We start from the raw sequence: 19,979 nt of genomic DNA, 5'->3' as shown, positions 1-19,979 counted from the left end.
TTATAGATGGGATACAGGAAGCGTCACGCCGGAGTGCAGGTAACGCTCCACATTTAACAGTAAATCGGTCAGCAGCAGTTCACGGTTGACGCCAACTACGCTCAGCAGTTGCTCACGGCAGGTAAACAGCGCATGCAAAAGCGCATGCAGCGTGTCGCTGCGCCACTGGCGGGCGCAACCCTGCACCAGCGCCGGGGCATCAACGTTAGTCACCAATGTTGCGCCTTGCTGCAGTTTCAGCGCGTCGAGGATCAGCGAAGCAAGCCACTGTAGGCGCTCCGGGGCATTGTCATGATGAAGCGCCGGCAGCATTGCCAGCCAGTCACCGCCAGCCAGCGCGGTATTTGCCGCTTCACACAGCGCCTGGCGCTGCTTCCACTTATCATCCTGCAACAACACTTGAGCAGCACCCGGCGAGCCGGCCGACAGGCGCAGCGCGGTAAGAATCGCTTCTTGTGACATTGTCACTTCACGTGAAAGCCACGTCGCGGCGTACTGTTCTGCGGGTGGCGCTAAGTGATGCATGCGGCAGCGGCTGCGCAGGGTTGGTAACAGCCGCACAGGCTCGCGGCAGGCAAGGAAAAACCATGTCTGCGCGGGCGGCTCTTCCAGCGTTTTGAGCAGTGCGTTGGCAGCAGCGTCGCTGAGCTGCGCGGCGTCCGGCAGGCAGACGACTTTCGCGCCGCCGAGCCGGGCGTGCTCATACAGCTTTTCATTCACTTCACGCACCGCATCGATGCCCAGCGTCGACTTCCCTTTCTCCGGCGCAAGCACGTAATAATCGGGGTGCGTACCGGCCTGCATCAATTCGCAGCCGCGGCAGCGACCGCAGCTTTTATTTCCTTGCGGCGTCTGGCAGAGCAGCAGGCGGTTGATGGCGTAAATCAGCGCATCGTCGCCCATCCCTTCCAGGGCGTGGATCAGTAACGCGTGGTGCCCGCGCCCGCTCTGATAACTGGCGACCAGTTGTTCAAAGTCCGGCCGTAGCCACGGATACCATTTCATGCGCCCTGCTCCTCCACCCATGCGGTAACGGTGCGGCGAATATCGGCTACAACCTCTTCCAGCGACTGGGTGGCATCAATGGTACGAATAGTCGCATCCTGTTCCGCCAGTTCCAGATAGCGCGCACGTGTGCGGTTGAAGAAATCGAGCGACTCCTGCTCAATGCGGTCAAGCTCGCCGCGCGCGCGGGCGCGTTTGAGGCCCACTTCCGGCGTTACATCAAGATAGAGGGTTAAATCGGGGCGGAAATCGCCAAGCACCACGTCGCGCAGCGTGGTGAGCAGGGTTTGATCGATACCGCGTCCGCCGCCCTGGTAGGCCTGGGTGGAGAGATCGTGGCGATCGCCAATCACCCAGTTTCCGCTTGCCAGCGCAGGTTTGATCACTGTCTCCACCAGCTGGACGCGGGCGGCGTAAAACATCAGCACTTCGGCTTTATCGGTGATCACTTCATCCCCGACGGATCGGATATCCAGCACCAGGCTGCGCAGCTTTTCTGCCAGCAGCGTGCCGCCCGGCTCGCGGGTGAAGACCATGTCGCCAACGCCGAGCGTTTTCAGCGTGTCGACAATGACATCCCGCGCGGTGGTTTTGCCCGCGCCTTCCAGCCCTTCAATGACGATGTATTTACTGCCCATTTTTTTCCTTAAGTACTTTCAGGTACTCCTGCACCGATCGGTTATGACTGGCGAGATTGGTGTTAAACGTATGCCCGCCTTTACCGTCGGCAACAAAATAGAGATATGGCGTTTTTGCCGGATGCGCCGCGGCTTTCAGTGAGGCTTCACCCGGCGTGGCAATCGGCCCCGGCGGCAGGCCATTAATGACATAGGTGTTGTAATCCGTCGGCGCCTCCAGATCGGCGCGCGACAGCTTACCACTATATCGCGCCCCCATCCCGTAGATTACCGTCGGATCGGTCTGCAGACGCATCCCGATGCGCAGCCGGTTAATAAACACCGAGGCGACCCGGTCGCGCTCACCGGCGACGGCGGTCTCTTTCTCAATGATCGAGGCCATGGTCACCAGCTGATTTTCATCTTTATAGGGCAGACCCTCGGCGCGCCCTTCCCAGGCGCGGACAACGGCCTGCACCATTTTTTGATGCGCGCGTTTCAACAGCGCGACGTCGGTGGTATTGGCGGTGTACATCCACGTGTCGGGCCAGAACCACCCTTCGACCCACTCCGGGTGCGCCATTTTTATCGCCTGTGCCACGGTCGCATAGTCATCATCTTTCAGCGTGTGTTTAATGTATGGCGCGTCGCGCAGCTGTTTCAGGTAGTCGCTTAACCGCATCCCCTCAACGAAGCGCAGCGGGAACTGCGCCTCTTTGCCGCTCTCCAGCAACTGCATCATCTCCCGCACGGTCATGTTGGGCGTGAAGCGGTAGGTACCGGCTTTAAAATGCGAAAGATCGGGCTCAAGGCGCAGTAACCACTGGAATACGCGCGGACGATTAATCACCTTTTCGCGATAGAGCAGCTCGCCAAGCGTTGTGCGCCCGGTGCCTGCCGGCAAGGTGAAGATGGTTTCGTCTTTGATCAAAATTTTGCTGTCGGCCAGCTGCCGCACCTTCCAGGCACCGGCGCCTGCGGCAACAACCAGTACCGCGAGCAGAATGAGTACAACGCCAAAGAGTTTTTTCATAATTGATTCATGCGCTCACAAAGAGGGGCTAAAAAATGGTACAGATCGCGCGCCTGCCACTGCCTGTCCGCCCACTGGCGAACCGGCACAACGGGCATCAGCGCGTTACAAATAATAGCTTCGTCTGCCAGTGCCAGCGCATCGAGCCTGGCGTTGACTTCGACCACGTCAAACGCAGAAGATGCCAGCTGGCGCAGGCAATATTGCCGCATAATGCCATTCACACCCGCCTGATCGAGCCTCGGCGTAAACACCGTTTTACCCTGCCGCCAGAAGAGATTTCCCGCGCTGCACTCGGTGATCCAGCCGTCGCTGTCGAGCACCAGCGCGTCATCGGCGTCGGTTTGTTCAAGCCCGAGACGAATAAGCACCTGTTCCAGCCGGTTAAGGTGTTTGATACCGGCAAGCGCAGGGTTGCGCCCCAGACGGATCTCACTGAGCGCAAGGGAGACCCCCTCCTGCTGCCAGCGCGCATAGTGTGCGGGCCTCGGTGCAAAGGAGACAATGCGCGTCGGCGCAGAACAGTTGGCCGGGCTGTAGCCCCGCCCGCCCACACCGCGCGTGATCACCGCTTTGATAACGCCTTCATCATGCTGTTTCGCCAGCGAGGCCATCTCCTGCTCAAGGGCAGACCAGTCGGCAAAAGGGATCGCCAGGCGCTCGCACCCCTGCCGCAGACGCTGCTGGTGAGCGGCAGCAAATTGAATCTGCCCGTCGATGATGCGTGCGGTGGTAAAGCAGCCGTCGCCAAACTGCGTCGCCCGGTCATTGGCCGCAAGCGAGGCCTGCTCTGTGCCATTAATCAAGAACATAGCGACTCCTTGTATGCATGGGCAGACAGTTTGGCAGGATGAAAAGCCGAGGACAAGGGGGATAAATCAGAATAGAAAAGGCCCGCAAGCGGGCCTTTATACGGCAGGTTGATCACACTTTTTTGAAGATCAGCGAGCCGTTGGTACCACCGAAGCCGAAGGAGTTACACAGGGTGTACTCCAGACCGCTGACCTGACGCGCCTCATGTGGCACAAAATCAAGGTCGCAACCCTCATCCGGATTATCCAGGTTGATGGTTGGCGGTACAGCCTGGTCGCGCAGTGCCAGGATGGAGTAGATAGATTCTACTGCACCCGCCGCACCGAGCAGGTGGCCGGTCATCGATTTCGTCGAGCTAACCATTACGTTGTAAGCTGCGTCGCCGAATACGGACTTCACTGCCTGCGCTTCGGCTTTATCGCCCGCAGGTGTTGAAGTGCCGTGTGCGTTCACATAGCCAATCTGAGACGGCTCAATGCCCGCATCGCGAAGCGCATGAATCATCGCTTTCGCCGCACCCGCGCCGTTTTCCGGCGGAGAAGTCATGTGGTAAGCATCGCTGCTCATGCCAAAACCGATGATTTCAGCATAGATTTTTGCACCGCGCTTCTTGGCGTGTTCGTACTCTTCCAGCATGATGATGCCTGCACCATCGCCGAGGACAAAACCATCACGGTCTTTATCCCACGGGCGGCTTGCGGCCTGCGGATTGTCGTTACGCGTGGAGAGCGCGCGCGCTGCGCCAAAACCACCGACGCCAAGCGGCGTACTCGCTTTTTCCGCACCGCCTGCCAGCATCGCATCTGCATCGCCATAGGCAATGATACGCGCCGCGTGACCAATGTTGTGCACGCCTGAGGTACAGGCAGTCGCAATTGAAATGCTGGGGCCTTGCAGACCAAACATAATGGTCAAATGGCCAGCCACCATATTCACAATGGTCGATGGAACGAAGAACGGGCTGATTTTACGCGGCCCACCCTTGACGAGGGAGCTGTGGTTTTCTTCGATCAGGCCGAGACCACCAATGCCAGAACCAATCGCCGCGCCAATACGCGAGGCGTTTTCTTCTGTTACTTCCAGGCCGGAATCCTGCATGGCCTGAATACCAGCGACAATTCCATATTGAATGAAGTCGTCCATTTTGCGCTGTTCTTTGCGCGAAATGTACTCTTCACAATTAAAATCCTTTACTAAGCCAGCAAATTTGGTTGCATAGGCGCTAGTATCGAAATGGTCGATCAGGCTGATGCCACTCTGACCGGCAAGGAGAGCTTTCCAGGTAGACTCTACGGTATTGCCGACAGGAGACAACATGCCAAGTCCGGTCACAACTACACGACGCTTAGACACGTTTGTCCTCCAGGGAGGGATAAAAAAAGAGATTCGTGGGATTGCTCAGATAAAACTCAGGCGGTCGAATGACCGCCTGGAGATGTTCACTTACGCCTGGTGGCCGTTGATGTAATCAATGGCAGCCTGAACGGTAGTGATCTTCTCAGCTTCTTCGTCCGGAATCTCAGTATCAAACTCTTCTTCCAGAGCCATTACCAGCTCAACGGTGTCAAGAGAATCAGCGCCCAGGTCCTCAACGAAGGAAGCATTGTTGGTAACTTCTTCCTGCTTAACGCCCAGCTGCTCGCCGATAATTTTCTTAACGCGTTCTTCGATAGTGCTCATACTCTTAAATTTCCTATCAAAACTCGCTTTCGCGATGGTTTTCGTAGTGTATAAAATGTTGAAAAATTTGCAACTAAATCCCGGCAGTTCGTACCACGATTTTACGCTATTTTGAGGCTTTTCACCCCAATAACGCAAATAAATTTCATCGTGGTTAAACCATATACATTCCGCCGTTGACGTGCAGGGTCTCACCAGTGATGTAACCCGCCTCGTCAGAGGCTAAAAATGCAACCGCGCTGGCGATTTCCTGCGCACCGCCGAGACGGCCTGCAGGCACTTGCGCCAGAATACCCGCACGCTGATCGTCAGATAGCGCACGCGTCATGTCCGTTTCAATAAAACCCGGAGCAACAACGTTTACCGTAATACCGCGGGACGCAATTTCACGCGCCAGCGATTTACTAAAACCGATAAGACCCGCTTTCGCCGCAGCGTAGTTGGCCTGACCGGCATTTCCCATGGTACCAACCACAGAACCGATAGTGATAATACGCCCATGACGCTTTTTCATCATAGCTCGCATTACCGCTTTTGACAGACGGAAAACAGATGAAAGGTTGGTCTCGATAATATCGTCCCACTCATCATCTTTCATGCGCATCAGCAGATTGTCACGGGTGATACCGGCGTTATTCACCAGAATATCGACCTCGCCAAACTCAGCGCGAATGTTTTCCAGCACAGATTCGATAGATGCAGGGTCGGTCACATTTAACTGCAGACCTTTACCGTTCGCACCCAGATAATCGCTGATTGCCTGCGCGCCACTTTCGCTGGTCGCAGTACCAATCACCTTCGCGCCACGGGCTACGAGGGTTTCGGCGATTGCGCGGCCAATACCGCGGCTTGCACCGGTAACCAGCGCGATTTTTCCTTCAAAACTCATGGTCTTCCTCTTTTATTGCGCAAGTGCCTCTGACATCGCCGCCGGCTCGTTTAACGCCGAGGCTGTCAGGGTGTCAACAATACGTTTAGTCAGGCCGGTGAGGACTTTACCCGGGCCCACTTCATACAGGTGCTCAATGCCCTGTGACGCCATAAACTCAACGCTTTTGGTCCACTGAACCGGGCTATAGAGCTGGCGCACCAGCGCATCGCGAATCGCTTCCGGGGTAGTTTCACACGCCACATCAACGTTATTGATCACCGGGATCTGCGGCGCATTAAACGTAATATTGCTGAGCTCAGCAGCGAGTTTCTCCGCCGCAGGTTTCATCAACGCGCAGTGGGAAGGAACGCTTACCGGCAACGGCAGCGCACGTTTTGCGCCAGCGGCTTTACAGGCAGCTCCCGCACGCTCAACGGCTTCTTTATGACCCGCAATAACAACCTGACCCGGTGAGTTGTAGTTTACCGGCGATACAACCTGCCCTTCGGCAGCGGCTTCACACGCCTGTGCAATTGCGGCGTCATCAAGACCGATAATCGCGGACATCGCACCGGTACCTGCCGGAACGGCATCCTGCATAAACTTACCGCGCAGTTCAACCAGGCGAACCGCATCAGCAAACGCGATTACGCCAGCGCAAACCAGCGCAGAGTATTCGCCAAGGCTATGGCCTGCCATCAGCGCAGGCGCTTTACCGCCCTGCTGCTGCCATACGCGCCACAGCGCGACAGACGCCGTCAACAGCGCCGGCTGCGTCTGCCAGGTTTTGTTCAGTTCTTCCGCCGGGCCTTGCTGCACCAGCGCCCAGAGATCGTAGCCCAGCACCGCTGAAGCTTCCTGGAAAGTCTCTTCGATAACCGGCCAGGTTGCAGCCATATCGGCCAACATGCCGACAGTCTGGGAACCCTGTCCCGGAAACACAAATGCAAATTGCGTCATTTTTTTATCCTTATACTCAGAAACGTACCAGCGCAGAGCCCCAGGTGAACCCGCCGCCAAAGGCTTCAAGCAGGATCAGCTGACCAGCTTTGATGCGCCCGTCGCGCACCGCTTCATCCAGTGCGCAAGGCACGGAAGCGGCAGACGTATTGCCATGACGATCGAGTGTTACCACTACATTGTCCATCGACATGCCGAGTTTTTTCGCCGTCGCGCTGATAATACGCAGGTTCGCCTGATGCGGCACCAGCCAGTCCAGCTCGCTGCGCTCAAGGTTGTTGGCAGCCAACGTTTCGTCAACAATATGCGCCAGTTCGGTGACGGCAACTTTAAAGACTTCGTTACCCGCCATCGTTAAATAGGTCGGATTTTCCGGGTTTACGCGATCGAGGTTCGGCAGCGTCAGCAGTTCGCCATAGCTTCCGTCAGCGTGCATATGCGTGGAGATAATACCCGGCTCTTCTGAAGCGCCCAGCACGGCAGCGCCAGCGGCGTCACCGAAGAGGATAATCGTACCGCGATCTTCCGGATCGAGCGTGCGCGCCAGCGCATCGGAGCCGATCACCAGCGCATGTTTTACCGCGCCGGATTTGATGTACTGATCGGCAATGCTCAGGGCATAGGTAAAGCCTGCGCAGGCGGCGGCAACGTCAAACGCCGGGCAGCCTTTAATCCCCAGCATATTCTGGATCTGGCAGGCAGCGCTTGGGAAAGCGTGGGTCGCTGAAGTGGTTGCGACAATGATTAAGCCAATCTGATCGTTATCGATGCCGGCCATCTCGAGCGCGCGTTTAGCGGCCTCAAAGCCCATAGTCGATACAGTCTCGTTTGCCGCAGCAATACGACGCTCACGAATACCCGTACGCGTGACAATCCACTCGTCGGAGGTATCGACCATTTTTTCTAAATCGGCGTTTGTTCGAACCTGTTCTGGCAGATAGCTGCCGGTACCAATAATCTTTGTATACATGTGCGCTCAGTCACTCTTGGATAATATACATACGTTCTTGCTTTCGTCGCCCAGTGCAGACGAAGCCGACGAGATGTACACAGATTCCAGGCGAGCGGCAATCCGTTGTGGGACTTGCCGCTGCACCGCCTGCACTGCCTGCTCAATCGCGACGCAAAACGCGCGCTGATTGGCTGCGCCGTGACTTTTAATCACTGTGCCGCGCAATCCTAACAGACAGGCACCATTATACTGGTCGGGGTTGAGGTGGCTGAATCGACTTATCAGACTTTTTTGTAACCAACGTTTGAGTAAGATGAGCCACCACGCCCTTTTTTTCCCTTCGCCCTGCGATTTCAGCAGCGAAAGGAACATTCTGACAACCCCTTCCATGGTTTTTAGCGTGACGTTTCCGGTGAAACCGTCACACACCAGCACATCCGTCTTGCCGGTTAATAATTCGTTCGCTTCCAGGTAACCAATGTAGTTGATGGATGGCGCTTCGCGTAATAACGCGGCAGCTTCGCGGATATTGTCATGGCCTTTGCTCTCCTCTTCACCAATATTGAGCAGAGCGACCCGCGGGTTGGCGATCTCAAGGATCTCCTCCGCCATGACGGCACCCATAACGGCGAATTGTGCCAGCATCGTACTATCGCAATCGACATTCGCACCCAGATCGAGCACCACCGTTCTGCCCTTTTGCTGATGCGGTAATACCGTCACCAGCGCCGGGCGTTCAATGCCGTCGAGGGGTTTGAGCAGCAGCTTCGCCAGCCCCATCAGCGCCCCGGTATTGCCTGCGCTGACGCAGGCCTGGGCGCGCCCCTCTTTCACCAGCTCCAGCGCAATACGCATTGACGTACCGCGACTATTACGGATCGCCTGCGCCGCGCGCGCATCACTGGCAATAACTGACTGTGCAGGAACAACAAGCAGGCGAGAGCGCTGCTCGAAATCAGCTTTGGCAAGTAATGGCGTGATTGCGTCGGGATCGCCGACTAACAGGAGAGTGAGTTGCGAATTAGAATTCAGTGCCTGCAAAGCTGCAGGCACTGTCACGGAGGGGCCAAAATCGCCCCCCATGACATCTAACGCCAGGGTTAGACGTGTCAAGGTATCGTCAGAGCCTGGTTCGGTTTATCCCCGCCTGAGCGGGGAAAGCCTCACTAAGCTTCATCACGCTTGCGCGTGATTACTTAGTGATAACCTTGCGACCGCGGTAGAAACCGTCAGCGGTCATGTGGTGACGCAGGTGGGTTTCACCAGAAGTTTTGTCTACAGACAGGCTGGTGACTGCGGTCAGCGCGTCATGGGAACGACGCATGCCACGTTTGGAACGGGTTGGTTTATTCTGTTGTACGGCCATGGACCTTACTCCTCAATTACTTACGCTTTAAGCTGGCTAATACGGCAAATGGATTGGGTTTTTGCGCTTCATCAGGCAATTCCCCAAAGACCATGTCCGCCTCGGACACTTCACAGTGTTCAGAATCATGCACCGGAACTACAGGCAAGGCGAGAATGATTTCATCCTCAACCAACGCCCGCAGATCGATTTCGCCGAATTCGTTAACCTCAATCGGCTCATACGCTTCCGGCAGTGCTTCAGCCTGTTCGTCTGAACGCACAGGACTAAAACAATACGTTGTGTAGACGTGATGGGTGAACGGTTTCCCGCAGCGCTGGCACTCGAGAGCTACCGTAACCTTCGCATCGCCGGTTAACACCGCCAGACGCTGATTATCAATAGCAAACGACATGGAGCACTCCACATCAGTTTCTACGCTGACAACAGAATCGGCGACGCGCTCGACCTGATCGAGAGTGTAGACACCCTCATAATCAAGGCGTTTTTGAGCGGTACGAACCGGATCAAGAGTCAGGGGTAATTTTACCTTTTGCATAGGGCGCGCATATTAACTTTGTAACGTCATAGAGTCAAAGAAAAAGGCAGCCTGCGGTTGCCTTTTGCCAATTATTCGCACACATTGCGGCCTACAGTTTAATTTGCCTCTCATCGTTAAGCCATATTTGGTGGAAAAAATATGTCTCCTCTTATTCTTGCTTCAACTTCACCCTATCGTCGCGCGCTGCTGGATAAACTCGGCCTCCCCTTTGAGTGTGCAGCACCACAAACCGACGAAACACCGCACCCCGGTGAAACACCCCGCCACCTCGTGCTGCGCCTTGCTCAGGAAAAAGCGCAATCACTGGCGGATAAATATCCGCACCATCTGATAATTGGTTCCGACCAGGTGTGCGTATTGAATGGCGAAATTAACGGCAAACCGCATACGGAAGAGAATGCACGCCAGCAATTGCTGAAAGCGAGCGGAAATATTGTCACCTTCTATACGGGACTGGCGCTCTATAATTCAGCAACCGGGCATCTACAAACGGAGTGCGAACCCTTCGACGTCCATTTCCGCCATTTAAATGAGCAGGAGATCGAGGACTACGTGCGTAAAGAGCGTCCGCTTAATTGTGCCGGTAGTTTTAAAAGCGAAGGGTTGGGCATCGCGCTGTTCGAGCGCCTTGAAGGGCGCGATCCAAATACGCTGGTCGGGCTGCCGCTGATTGCGCTGTGCCAGATGCTGCGCCGCGAGGAGCGCAACCCATTGTTAAGCTAATGCTTAGGCGATCACAGATTGTTTAGTACACGACCTGTAGAGTCACTCTCAATATTAAAACGGCGTTTTAATTTGAGGGGTACTGATGAAGATGTCGTGCAAAACGGCGCTGGCCGCTGCGTTATTGATTTCCGCTGCGGCCAGCGCACAAGAGACGTGGCAAACCGAGGGCGTCGTCGAAGGCAATCTCCCGGCAAGCTGGCCCGCGCTGAAAGCGCAAATGCTCTACCCTGACTCCTGGCTCTCCGGCCACTACACCGATTTTAATCAATGGCAAACAGAGAGCCGCCAACGCTTTCGTGCCGCCCTCCTCACCCCCGATGCCACAAAAATTTTCGCGCCGGAAACAATAAGCAAAGAGGATCGCGGCAGCTACACCGCCGAAAAACTGGCGCTTAACATTACCGACGACAACCGCATTTCGGCCCTGCTGCTGATGCCAAAAACGCCCGGCCCGCATCCGGCGGTGGTGCTTCTGCACGACCACGGTTCGAAATTTGATATCGGCAAAGAGAAGCTCATCAAACCGTGGAATGACGCTAAAAAACTCGCCAGTGCGCAGGCATGGGCGGATAAGTTCTTCAGCGGAAAATTTATTGGCGACGAGCTGGCGCAGCGCGGTTATGCGGTTATCGCTATCGACAGCCCCGGCTGGGGCGATCGCGGGCCGATGGTCTATGAACAACAGCAGGCGCTGGCCAGCAACTACTTCAATCTGGGCCGTTCTCTTGCGGGCGAAGTGGCATATGAAGATATGCGCACCGTCGATTTTATCGCCGCGCATGCAGGGGTCGATAGCAAACGCGTCGGCGTGCTGGGCTTCTCAATGGGCGGGTTCCGCGCCTGGCAACTGGCTGCACTGAGTGACAAGGTGGCCGCGACGGCGGTGATTTCGTGGTTCGGCACTTACAATGGCCTGATGCAGCCCGGGAATAATGTGCTGCGCGGGCAGTCAGCCTTTTATATGCTGCACCCTGGAATGCCGGCGCTGATGGATATTCCCGATATTGCCAGCCTCGCTGCACCAAAACCGATGCTGATCTTCAGCGGCGGTAAAGATAAGCTCTTCCCGCCCCAGGCGGTCGCAGAGGCCTTTGAGAAAGTGCACCGCGTCTGGGCGTCGCAGCATGCCGATGAAAAACTGGTGACCAAAAGCTGGCCCGAACTGGGCCATGTCTTTTATCAGCAGCAGCAGGATGAGGTCTTTCCGTGGCTGGACAGGTGGCTGAAGCCGTAAGCGATCCCCTCCGCAACGGAGGGGAGAGACGTTATTTTGCGTTACGCAGCGTCGTCAGGCAGTGCTTAAGGGCGTTGTCGAGGGGCGCTTCGATGCGCAGCGTCTCGCCGGTTGCCGGGTGGGTGAACTTCAGCGCCGCCGCATGCAGGAAGAGGCGTGATAAGCCGGTTGAGGCAAGCTGCTTATCAAACTCGCGATCGCCGTAGCGATCGTCAAAGGCAATGGGATGCCCGGCATGCTGGGTATGAACGCGGATCTGATGCGTACGCCCCGTTACCGGGCTGCAACGTACCAGCGTGGCGAAAGCGTAGCGCTCTTCCACTTTGAAGCGCGTTTCCGACGGTTTACCTTCGCTGTTAACCCGTACGATGCGCTCGCCGCTCTGCAGAATATTTTTCAGCAGCGGTGCCTGCACGGTTTTCACGTGGGATTGCCACTGCCCGCGCACCAGCGCCAGATAATCTTTCTGCATCTCTTTACCGCGCAACTGCTCATGGAGCGAACGCAGCGCCGAACGCTTTTTCGCCACCAGCAGCACGCCGGAGGTGTCGCGATCGAGGCGATGAACCAGTTCGAGGAAGCGCGCTTCCGGGCGCAACGCACGCAGCCCTTCGATCACGCCAAAGCTGAGGCCGCTGCCGCCGTGTACCGCGGTGCCCGAGGGTTTATTCAGCACCAGAATATGATCATCTTCGTAGAGGATGACGTCGTTAAGCTGGGCGACCTTTTGCAGGTGCGGCGAAACTGCCTCTTCTTCTTTTTCGGCCACGCGTACCGGCGGGATGCGAATTTCATCGCCATCTTCCAGTTTATATTCTGGTTTTACGCGCTTTTTGTTCACACGTACTTCGCCTTTACGCAAAATACGGTAGATCATGCTCTTCGGTACGCCCTTCAACTGCGTACGCAAAAAGTTATCAATGCGTTGCCCCGCTTCGTCTGCAGTGATAGCAACAAATTTTACGGCTAATGTCTCAGTTTTCATGGGAGGCGATTCTAAATAGCCACGCTGAATAGCGCCACTCATTTTTATATGCTTATATTGACTATTACATTCGGTAAACAGCGTTTCATACAGTTGATTCGGTGGTTATTAAACCAATCTCCGGGCAAAGGTGAAGAAACTGTGAGTAACCGGGTGATAAATGGTAAAAGTCAGCTTGCTATAACAGGGTTCGCAGGGAATAATGTTGCCGTTTTCCGTGTTGAATTTTGCTAAAACAAGTAAATGAGCGGAATGACCAGTTTTGCCTGTCCGATCATACACGCAGCAATGGCGTAAGACGTATTGATCTTTCAGGCAGTTAGCGGGCTGCGGGTTGCAGTCCTTACCGGTAGATGGAATCTTCTCTGGAGAGTTTTTCCCAGGCTGTTCCCCTGATAATTGCGCTGTATTTTCCACAGGAAATGCAGGCAACCGACACACTGCGCCTCTTAAGCGAGCGATAACCGTGAGGTTGGCGACGCGTAATAGACTCGAGGCCATCGGTTCTCCCCGGAAAGGCAAAATCTTGCCCGCAGCTTAGTCGTCAATGTAAGAATAATGAGTAAGTTACGATGAAAAGAATGTTAATCAACGCAACTCAGCAAGAAGAGTTGCGTGTCGCACTTGTTGATGGGCAACGTCTGTACGACCTGGATATCGAAAGCCCCGGGCATGAACAGAAAAAAGCCAATATCTACAAAGGTAAAATCACCCGCATTGAACCGAGCCTTGAAGCTGCCTTCGTTGACTACGGCGCTGAACGTCACGGTTTCCTCCCCCTCAAAGAGATCGCTCGCGAATACTTCCCCGCCAACTACAACGCGCATGGCCGTCCGAACATCAAAGATGTGCTGCGTGAAGGCCAGGAAGTTATCGTCCAGATCGACAAAGAAGAGCGCGGCAACAAAGGCGCGGCGCTGACCACCTTTATCAGCCTCGCCGGTAGCTACCTCGTTCTGATGCCGAACAACCCGCGCGCGGGCGGCATCTCCCGCCGTATCGAAGGCGATGACCGTACCGAGCTGAAAGAGGCGCTGTCTAGCCTTGAACTGCCGGACGGCATGGGTCTTATCGTGCGTACCGCAGGCGTTGGCAAATCTGCCGAAGCGCTGCAGTGGGATCTCAGCTTCCGCCTGAAACACTGGGAAGCCATTCAGAAAGCCGCAGAGAGCCGCCCGGCTCCGTTCCTGATTCACCAGGAGAGCAACGTTATCGTTCGCGCTTTCCGTGACTATCTGCGCCAGGACATTGGCGAAATCCTGATTGATAACCCGAAAGTGCTGGAGCTGGCTCGCCAGCATATCGCCGCACTGGGTCGTCCGGATTTCAGCAGCAAAATTAAGCTCTACACCGGTGAAATCCCGCTGTTCAGCCACTATCAGATTGAGTCGCAAATCGAATCCGCCTTCCAGCGTGAAGTGCGTCTGCCGTCAGGCGGCTCGATTGTTATCGACAGCACCGAAGCGCTGACCGCCATCGACATCAACTCCGCTCGCGCAACCCGCGGCGGCGACATTGAAGAGACGGCGTTCAACACTAACCTCGAAGCGGCAGATGAGATTGCCCGCCAGCTGCGTCTGCGCGACCTCGGCGGCCTGATCGTTATCGACTTTATCGACATGACTCCGGTACGCCACCAGCGCGCGGTTGAAAACCGTCTGCGTGAAGCGGTACGTCAGGATCGTGCACGTATTCAGATCAGCCACATCTCCCGCTTCGGCCTGCTGGAGATGTCCCGCCAGCGTCTGAGCCCGTCGCTGGGTGAATCGAGCCATCATGTCTGCCCGCGCTGTAGCGGTACGGGTACCATCCGTGACAACGAATCCCTGTCACTCTCTATTCTGCGTCTGATTGAAGAAGAAGCGCTGAAAGAGAACACCCAGGAAGTGCACGCCATTGTGCCGGTGCCTGTTGCCTCGTACCTGCTGAACGAAAAACGTGCCGCCGTCAGCGCTATCGAAGCCCGTCAGGGCGGCGTGCGCTGCGTCATCGTGCCGAACGATCAGATGGAAACGCCGCACTACTCGGTACTGCGCGTACGTAAAGGCGAAGAGACGCCAACTCTCAGCTACCTGCTGCCGAAGCTGCATGAAGAGGAGATGGCGCTGCCGTCTGAAGAGGAGTATGCCGAGCGTAAACTGCCTGAGCAGCCTGCCCTCGCCACCTTTGTAATGCCGGATGTGCCGCCTGCGCCGCAAGCCCAGGAGCCAGCGCCTGTAGCACAGGCACAGCCTGCCGCTGCCACTACCGCAGCACCGGGTCTGTTTGGCCGCATCGTCTCTGCCCTGAAAAACCTGTTTGCTGGCGAAGAAGCGCCTGCGCCGGTTGAAGTGAAGGAAGAGAAGAAAGAGGCGAAACCTGAGCGTTCGCAGGAGCGTCGTAAACCGCGTCAAAGCAACCGTCGCGACCGTAACGATCGCCGCGATTCGCGTGATTCCCGTAGCGAAGGCAACGAGGGTCGTGAAGGACGTGACAACCGCGACAATCGTGATAACCGTGAAGGTCGCGAAGATAACCGCCGCAACCGTCGTGAAAAACCGCAGCAGAACGCGGAGAATCGCGAGCCGCGCCAGAACACCGTCGTTGACGAGTCGGATAAAGCGAAAACCCGCGACGAGCAGCAGCCGTCACGTCGTGAACGCAATCGCCGCCGCGGTGATGACAAACGTCAGGCGCAGCAGGAAGTCAAAGAGCTGAACCGTGAAGAGCTGACCCGCGAAGAGCAGCCTGCTCAGGAAGCGGAGCAGGAAGAGCGTGTTCAGGTGATGCCGCGCCGCAAACAGCGCCAGCTGAGCCAGAAAGTGCGCATCGATGATAACCGTGCTGAAACCGTTATCGACGAAACCGTCGCAGAGACCGCGCCAGAGGAGCAGCATACTCAGCTCGCGAAAGTCGATCTGCCGGCTGTGGTTGAAAACGCCCCGGTGCTGGAGCAGGAAGAGAACGGTGAAGCGCGTGAAAACACCATGCCGCGCCGCTCACGCCGCTCCCCGCGTCACCTGCGTGTCAGCGGTCAACGCCGCCGTCGCTACCGTGACGAGCGCTACCCGGTACAGTCCGCGATGCCGCTGACTATCGCCTGCGCCTCACCGGAGATGGCTTCCGGTAAAGTGTGGGTTCGCTATCCGGTGCCGCGTGCGCAGGAAGAGCAGCAGGAGATCCAGCATAACAGCGCACTGGAAACCGAGCAGCAGCATGCAGCAGAGCATGAAGTTGCCCCAGCCGTAGCTGAAGCACAGCTGGTCACCACCCCGCAGGCTGACGTTGTTGAGCCGCAGGCACCGGTAGAAACCGCAGCTGTCAGCGAACAGCCAGAAGTGGTTGAACCGCAGGCAGCGGTTGCAGAGCCAGCTCCGGTCGAGGTTGAAACGACCCATCCGGAAGCGATCTCTGCCCCGGTAGACGAGCAGCCGCAGCTGATTGCTGAGGAAGATCGCCCTGTCGCAGAGCAGGTTGCCGAAGAGGCCGAGCCAGTGAAAGAAGAGGCTGCGCCTGCACCAGTTGTTGAAGACGTTGCGCCGGCGAAAGTTGAAGCGCCAGTGCAAGCTGAAGTTCCTGCTCCGGTGAAAGTTGAAGCCCCTGTCGCGGTGAAAGCTGAAACAGCTGCGCCGGTGAAAGCCGACGCGCCGGTGGTTGCAACCGCGCCGATGACTAAAGCGCCTGCCCCTGCGTATGTACAGGAAGCACCGCGCCACAGCGACTGGGTTCGCCCGGCGTTCAACTTCGACGGTAAAGGTTCTGCGGGCGGTCACAGCGCCACGCATACCGCCACCGCGCCGGCGACCAAACCGCCAGCGGTTGAGTAAGTAAAACGCTGCAACAAGCCGACCCCCGGGTCGGCTTTTTTTATGCCCGCATTTCCGGCTGGCGCATCCCGCTCAGCCCCGGCATCACTTCCCGCATCAGTTGCAAGAATTTACGCAGCCGCGCGGGGTAGTAGCGCGCCCACGGATAGACAAGGTGAACCGGCAACGGTGCGGCCTGCCATTGCGGTAAAAGCGTCACCAGCCTGCCGCTGCGGATATCCTCTTCCACCGCCCAGCTGGAGATTAACGTCACTCCCAGCCCGGCGAGTGCCGTATTGCGCGCGGCGTAAAGGCTGTCGGTAAACAAGCGTGGAGAGATGGTTACCTGCACCTGCTCATCATCCTGCGCGTACAGCGTGATTTGATGCTGATAGAAGGTACTCAGCGCCACCCATGGTAAGTTGCTCAGCTGCTGCGGTGTCTCAATAGCCGGAAAGCGTTCCAGCAGCGCGGGCGACGCCACCAGACTGCGCGGCACTTCTGCCAGCAGCACCGAGACGGTAGCCGGATCGACCTCTGCCCCGACGCGAATGGCGCAATCGATATTGGCGCTAAGAAAGTCGACGGTTTTATCATTCAGCATCCACTCCACCGTCAGCTGCGGATGACGCTCAAGAAATTGTGTTAGCGGCACCAGCAGCTGCTGCTGACCAAAAGCATGCGGGGCGCGCACCCGCAGCATGCCGACCGGTTCGTCGTCGGACTGGCTGAGATCGTCCTCCAGCGCCACCCAGGCATCCGCCACCCGTTTTGCATGTTGATAGCAGCGCTCGCCATCATCGGTGAGCTTCATGGCATGGGTGGTGCGCAGCAGCAGTTTGACGCCAAGCAATGTCTCCAACGATTGCAAACGACGGCTGACGGTTGCCTGTGTTGTCTCCAGCTGGCGGGCCGCTGCCGACAGGGAGCCTGCTTCAACAATGCGGATAAAGGTCCGCATTAAGTCCACCCGGTCTATACGCTCTTGTCGCCTCATAATCTTTATGCCTATACGTTTCACGTATAACCGTTTTACCACTGCGCTGGCTACCGCGCTACCGCGCCATGGGTAAAAATGCGCTCACACCGTAGCCTGACTACGCATTCACAGCTTTATCTCTTCGGGGACACCATATGAACCATCAATCGCTCTCTGCCCGTATGGCAAACGGCATCTTTTTTGCGCTGGCGCTTGGCGCAGGATTCAGCGTCGCGGCCATCTACTACTCGCAGCCACTGCTGCCGCTGATGGGCAGCGATCTGCATCTGACCATCAACGGCATGGGACTGGTACCGACACTCACCCAGGCCGGTTACGCGCTCGGCATTCTCTTTCTGCTGCCGCTGGGCGACCGTCACGATCGCCGTCGCTTAATTGTGGTGAAAAGCGCAGCGCTGGCGGTGTTACTGCTGGCCTGTAGCCTGACCAGCCACCTGCCCTCACTGCTTATTGTCAGTCTGTTAATCGGCATGGCGGCGACCATGGCGCAGGATATTGTGCCGGCCGCGGCGATCCTCGCCCCGGCGGGGAAACAGGGGAAAATGGTCGGCACGGTGATGACCGGTCTGCTGCTCGGTATTTTGCTCTCGCGTACGGTCAGCGGCTTTGTCGGCGCGGCGTTTGGCTGGCGTGTGATGTATCAGCTCGCGGCGGTCAGCATTGCACTGATCGGCCTCTTGATGTGGTCAGTCTTGCCGCGCTTCGCTACCCACTCCACGCTGAGCTACCCGGCACTGATGCGCTCAATGGCGCATCTCTGGCAGCGCTACCCGACGCTGCGCCGTGCGGCGATGGCGCAGGGCTTTTTATCCATCGCCTTTAGCGCCTTCTGGTCGACGCTGGCGCTGATGCTGCTTGAGCACTATCAGCTGGGCAGCGCGGTTGCCGGGACGTTCGGCATTGCCGGTGCCGCAGGGGCGTTAGCGGCGCCGCTGGCGGGAGGCCTTGCGGATAAAGTGGGTGCAGAGCGCGTAACCCAACTGGGAGCCGGGCTGGTAACGATCTCCTTCGCCCTGATGTTCCTGCTGCCTGCCCTGCCGCCCCATGGCCAGCTGGCGCTGATAGCCCTCTCTGCGGTCGGGTTTGATCTTGGCCTGCAATCGAGCCTCGTCGCGCATCAAAATCTGGTTTATAGCCTGGAGCCACAGGCGCGGGGACGACTCAATGCGCTGCTCTTTACGGGGGTGTTTATTGGGATGGCGCTGGGTTCCGCGCTGGGAAGCAAGCTTTACGCTGTCGCCTCATGGCAGGGGGTGGTGGTACTGGCGAGCGTATCGGGGCTTATCGCCCTGCTGATTCGTCTCTTCGATGCCCGTAAGCTTGAGCAGGCGAAGCAAAACGCATAGATAAAAAAAGGCCCGCTCTGGAGAGACAGAGCGGGCATAGTAGACATACTCCAGTTTCAGGATATGCCCAAAGTAAAAAGGTTATTAGCGATTCATCTGGAACAGTGACATACCCTGCATATCGGTGAAGGCTTTATAAGAAGCCTGCAACGCCGCTTGTTGCATGGTGTAAGAGGAGATCACCGAGTTCCAGTCAGCATCGATCAGATCGCTCTTCTGCTGCTTTAACGACAGTGCACGATCGTCGCCAAGCGCATCGAGGGTATCCAGTTCGTTAAGCTGCGTACCGAGTTCAGCACGCACACTCAGCACGTTGTTCAGCGAGTTGCTCAGACCACGGCTGCTTTTATCCACCACGGCCTGTGCCGCGTCTTTCGCCGTATCGTCGCCCGCTACCGGCGTCTTCAGCGCTGCAATTGCCGTGTCGAGCATTTTGAACAGATCCGTCTCCGGCGCAGGCGCAACTCCTGTAGCAGGATCGACAGGCTCTTTGGTCGCATTACTGGTAACGGAGTTGAATACCTGGTCACCGGTATGGGCGATCACCATCGTACGCGCAGCATCAACCTGCTGGGTAATGGCGTCGGTACCGCCGCTGTAGTTGCCTGTGGCATCGTACGGCTTGTTTTCAGTGCGGTAACCACCAAAAATGTAGCGGCCGTTACCGTCGGTGCTGTTCGCGAGGTTCAATAACTGATCGCGAAAGCCCTGCAGCTCGGCGGCAACTGAGGCGCGGTCATCATCACTCAACGAGCCGTTGCCCGCTTTCACGATGCTGCTCTGTGCGCCCGTGATGGCAGTAGTCACCTGCTGCAACACGCTCTCTTCCAGCGAAACTTTCTGCTTCGCGAAGGTGCGCGCCGTATCGTACTGCGTGTTTTGCGCCTGCGCCTGGGAGATCACTACCGCCTGCGAGGCGGCAATCGGATCATCAGACGGGCGGTTAACGCGCTGACCGGTTGTCATCTGCTCGCCGTATCCTAACCATTTGCCCTGAGCATTGGTTACGCCGCGCATATTTTGTTCGTACATCATTTGCGTGCTAATACGCATGACTCACCTCTT

The 19,979-nt window shown here is 56.8% G+C and carries 20 protein-coding genes; 4 read left to right on the top strand and 16 right to left on the bottom strand.

Features of this window, described 5'->3' with window-relative positions; genetic code table 11:
* The 12 genes from holB to yceD all read right to left on the bottom strand — a co-directional run bounded on the left by holB (position 1) and on the right by yceD (position 9,835).
* The gene (gene holB / locus IAE50_RS01440; RefSeq protein WP_200579359.1) at positions 1 to 1,005 is read right to left on the bottom strand and encodes a DNA polymerase III subunit delta'; all 1,005 of its coding nucleotides are present in this window, start codon (positions 1,003 to 1,005) and stop codon (positions 1 to 3) included.
* Positions 1,002 to 1,643 carry a dTMP kinase gene (gene tmk, locus IAE50_RS01435; RefSeq protein ID WP_200579358.1) on the bottom strand — a complete coding sequence of 214 codons (642 nt, stop codon included), beginning with the start codon at positions 1,641 to 1,643 and terminating at the stop codon, positions 1,002 to 1,004. Before tmk ends, holB begins: the two co-directional genes overlap by 4 nt.
* A complete protein-coding gene (gene yceG / locus IAE50_RS01430; RefSeq protein WP_200579357.1) occupies positions 1,633 to 2,655 on the bottom strand; it encodes a cell division protein YceG in 1,023 nt (340 codons plus the stop codon). Before yceG ends, tmk begins: the two co-directional genes overlap by 11 nt.
* The gene (pabC, locus tag IAE50_RS01425; protein WP_200579356.1) at positions 2,652 to 3,467 is read right to left on the bottom strand and encodes an aminodeoxychorismate lyase; all 816 of its coding nucleotides are present in this window, start codon (positions 3,465 to 3,467) and stop codon (positions 2,652 to 2,654) included. The genes yceG and pabC overlap by 4 nt, the downstream gene beginning before the upstream one ends.
* 112 nt (positions 3,468 to 3,579) lie before the next feature.
* A complete protein-coding gene (gene fabF / locus IAE50_RS01420) occupies positions 3,580 to 4,821 on the bottom strand; it encodes a beta-ketoacyl-ACP synthase II (protein WP_094420225.1) in 1,242 nt (413 codons plus the stop codon).
* A 90-nt stretch (positions 4,822 to 4,911) separates the two neighbouring features.
* Positions 4,912 to 5,148, bottom strand: a complete 237-nt coding sequence (gene acpP / locus IAE50_RS01415; protein WP_000103754.1) for an acyl carrier protein — start codon at positions 5,146 to 5,148, stop codon at positions 4,912 to 4,914.
* Positions 5,149 to 5,302: 154 nt separating this feature from the next.
* Positions 5,303 to 6,037: a 3-oxoacyl-ACP reductase FabG gene (gene fabG / locus IAE50_RS01410; RefSeq protein ID WP_094420226.1), complete on the bottom strand. Its 735-nt coding sequence runs from the start codon at positions 6,035 to 6,037 to the stop codon at positions 5,303 to 5,305.
* A gap of 12 nt (positions 6,038 to 6,049) precedes the next feature.
* Positions 6,050 to 6,979 (bottom strand): ACP S-malonyltransferase, encoded by a 930-nt coding sequence (fabD, locus tag IAE50_RS01405; protein ID WP_094420227.1) that lies wholly within the window; start codon positions 6,977 to 6,979, stop codon positions 6,050 to 6,052.
* A gap of 16 nt (positions 6,980 to 6,995) precedes the next feature.
* Positions 6,996 to 7,949: a beta-ketoacyl-ACP synthase III gene (locus tag IAE50_RS01400; protein WP_023481420.1), complete on the bottom strand. Its 954-nt coding sequence runs from the start codon at positions 7,947 to 7,949 to the stop codon at positions 6,996 to 6,998.
* A gap of 6 nt (positions 7,950 to 7,955) precedes the next feature.
* The gene (gene plsX, locus IAE50_RS01395) at positions 7,956 to 9,044 is read right to left on the bottom strand and encodes a phosphate acyltransferase PlsX (RefSeq protein ID WP_200579355.1); all 1,089 of its coding nucleotides are present in this window, start codon (positions 9,042 to 9,044) and stop codon (positions 7,956 to 7,958) included.
* Between the two features lie 79 nt (positions 9,045 to 9,123).
* Positions 9,124 to 9,297 carry a 50S ribosomal protein L32 gene (rpmF, locus tag IAE50_RS01390; protein ID WP_006819481.1) on the bottom strand — a complete coding sequence of 58 codons (174 nt, stop codon included), beginning with the start codon at positions 9,295 to 9,297 and terminating at the stop codon, positions 9,124 to 9,126.
* 16 nt (positions 9,298 to 9,313) lie between these two features.
* Positions 9,314 to 9,835, bottom strand: coding sequence for a 23S rRNA accumulation protein YceD (gene yceD, locus IAE50_RS01385; protein ID WP_023481686.1), 522 nt, complete (start codon positions 9,833 to 9,835; stop codon positions 9,314 to 9,316).
* A gap of 141 nt (positions 9,836 to 9,976) precedes the next feature.
* Between yceD and IAE50_RS01380 the strand changes: the two genes are divergently transcribed.
* Together IAE50_RS01380 and IAE50_RS01375 are read left to right on the top strand one after the other, a co-directional pair.
* The gene (locus IAE50_RS01380) at positions 9,977 to 10,561 is read left to right on the top strand and encodes a nucleoside triphosphate pyrophosphatase (RefSeq protein WP_042714964.1); all 585 of its coding nucleotides are present in this window, start codon (positions 9,977 to 9,979) and stop codon (positions 10,559 to 10,561) included.
* Between the two features lie 85 nt (positions 10,562 to 10,646).
* A complete protein-coding gene (locus IAE50_RS01375; RefSeq protein ID WP_375286130.1) occupies positions 10,647 to 11,798 on the top strand; it encodes a dienelactone hydrolase family protein in 1,152 nt (383 codons plus the stop codon).
* A 31-nt stretch (positions 11,799 to 11,829) separates the two neighbouring features.
* Here the strand turns inward: IAE50_RS01375 and rluC are convergent, their stop codons facing one another.
* Together rluC and IAE50_RS01365 are read right to left on the bottom strand one after the other, a co-directional pair.
* Positions 11,830 to 12,783 carry a 23S rRNA pseudouridine(955/2504/2580) synthase RluC gene (rluC, locus tag IAE50_RS01370; RefSeq protein ID WP_023481636.1) on the bottom strand — a complete coding sequence of 318 codons (954 nt, stop codon included), beginning with the start codon at positions 12,781 to 12,783 and terminating at the stop codon, positions 11,830 to 11,832.
* Between the two features lie 108 nt (positions 12,784 to 12,891).
* Positions 12,892 to 13,284 (bottom strand): hypothetical protein, encoded by a 393-nt coding sequence (locus IAE50_RS01365; protein WP_139567097.1) that lies wholly within the window; start codon positions 13,282 to 13,284, stop codon positions 12,892 to 12,894.
* A gap of 71 nt (positions 13,285 to 13,355) precedes the next feature.
* Between IAE50_RS01365 and rne the strand changes: the two genes are divergently transcribed.
* Positions 13,356 to 16,589 carry a ribonuclease E gene (gene rne / locus IAE50_RS01360; RefSeq protein WP_200579354.1) on the top strand — a complete coding sequence of 1,078 codons (3,234 nt, stop codon included), beginning with the start codon at positions 13,356 to 13,358 and terminating at the stop codon, positions 16,587 to 16,589.
* A 40-nt stretch (positions 16,590 to 16,629) separates the two neighbouring features.
* Here rne and IAE50_RS01355 read toward each other — a convergent pair whose 3' ends face one another.
* A complete protein-coding gene (locus IAE50_RS01355; protein WP_200579353.1) occupies positions 16,630 to 17,565 on the bottom strand; it encodes a LysR family transcriptional regulator in 936 nt (311 codons plus the stop codon).
* A 137-nt stretch (positions 17,566 to 17,702) separates the two neighbouring features.
* Between IAE50_RS01355 and IAE50_RS01350 the strand changes: the two genes are divergently transcribed.
* The gene (locus tag IAE50_RS01350; RefSeq protein WP_200579352.1) at positions 17,703 to 18,914 is read left to right on the top strand and encodes an MFS transporter; all 1,212 of its coding nucleotides are present in this window, start codon (positions 17,703 to 17,705) and stop codon (positions 18,912 to 18,914) included.
* An 84-nt stretch (positions 18,915 to 18,998) separates the two neighbouring features.
* Here IAE50_RS01350 and flgL read toward each other — a convergent pair whose 3' ends face one another.
* A complete protein-coding gene (gene flgL / locus IAE50_RS01345; RefSeq protein WP_200579351.1) occupies positions 18,999 to 19,967 on the bottom strand; it encodes a flagellar hook-associated protein FlgL in 969 nt (322 codons plus the stop codon).
* Positions 19,968 to 19,979 lie beyond the last annotated feature (12 nt).

Source organism: Kosakonia sp. S42 (genome assembly GCF_016624785.1).
Taxonomy (GTDB): domain Bacteria; phylum Pseudomonadota; class Gammaproteobacteria; order Enterobacterales; family Enterobacteriaceae; genus Kosakonia; species Kosakonia cowanii.
This window is presented reverse-complemented; position numbering and strand designations above follow the sequence as displayed.

Excerpts from the sequence above, each read along its gene's own strand:
- IAE50_RS01380 (WP_042714964.1), top strand. The coding sequence starts at position 9,977 with ATGTCTCCTCTTATTCTTGCTTCAACTTCACCCTATCGTCGCGCGCTG.
- holB (WP_200579359.1), bottom strand. The coding sequence starts at position 1,005 with ATGAAATGGTATCCGTGGCTACGGCCGGACTTTGAACAACTGGTCGCC.
- IAE50_RS01355 (WP_200579353.1), bottom strand. The coding sequence starts at position 17,565 with ATGAGGCGACAAGAGCGTATAGACCGGGTGGACTTAATGCGGACCTTT.
- flgL (WP_200579351.1), bottom strand. The coding sequence starts at position 19,967 with ATGCGTATTAGCACGCAAATGATGTACGAACAAAATATGCGCGGCGTA.
- IAE50_RS01365 (WP_139567097.1), bottom strand. The coding sequence starts at position 13,284 with ATGGCCTCGAGTCTATTACGCGTCGCCAACCTCACGGTTATCGCTCGC.
- pabC (WP_200579356.1), bottom strand. The coding sequence starts at position 3,467 with ATGTTCTTGATTAATGGCACAGAGCAGGCCTCGCTTGCGGCCAATGAC.
- rpmF (WP_006819481.1), bottom strand. The coding sequence starts at position 9,297 with ATGGCCGTACAACAGAATAAACCAACCCGTTCCAAACGTGGCATGCGT.
- acpP (WP_000103754.1), bottom strand. The coding sequence starts at position 5,148 with ATGAGCACTATCGAAGAACGCGTTAAGAAAATTATCGGCGAGCAGCTG.
- rluC (WP_023481636.1), bottom strand. The coding sequence starts at position 12,783 with ATGAAAACTGAGACATTAGCCGTAAAATTTGTTGCTATCACTGCAGAC.
- IAE50_RS01375 (WP_375286130.1), top strand. The coding sequence starts at position 10,647 with ATGAAGATGTCGTGCAAAACGGCGCTGGCCGCTGCGTTATTGATTTCC.
- IAE50_RS01350 (WP_200579352.1), top strand. The coding sequence starts at position 17,703 with ATGAACCATCAATCGCTCTCTGCCCGTATGGCAAACGGCATCTTTTTT.
- fabD (WP_094420227.1), bottom strand. The coding sequence starts at position 6,979 with ATGACGCAATTTGCATTTGTGTTTCCGGGACAGGGTTCCCAGACTGTC.
- tmk (WP_200579358.1), bottom strand. The coding sequence starts at position 1,643 with ATGGGCAGTAAATACATCGTCATTGAAGGGCTGGAAGGCGCGGGCAAA.
- IAE50_RS01400 (WP_023481420.1), bottom strand. The coding sequence starts at position 7,949 with ATGTATACAAAGATTATTGGTACCGGCAGCTATCTGCCAGAACAGGTT.
- yceD (WP_023481686.1), bottom strand. The coding sequence starts at position 9,835 with ATGCAAAAGGTAAAATTACCCCTGACTCTTGATCCGGTTCGTACCGCT.
- yceG (WP_200579357.1), bottom strand. The coding sequence starts at position 2,655 with ATGAAAAAACTCTTTGGCGTTGTACTCATTCTGCTCGCGGTACTGGTT.
- fabG (WP_094420226.1), bottom strand. The coding sequence starts at position 6,037 with ATGAGTTTTGAAGGAAAAATCGCGCTGGTTACCGGTGCAAGCCGCGGT.
- rne (WP_200579354.1), top strand. The coding sequence starts at position 13,356 with ATGAAAAGAATGTTAATCAACGCAACTCAGCAAGAAGAGTTGCGTGTC.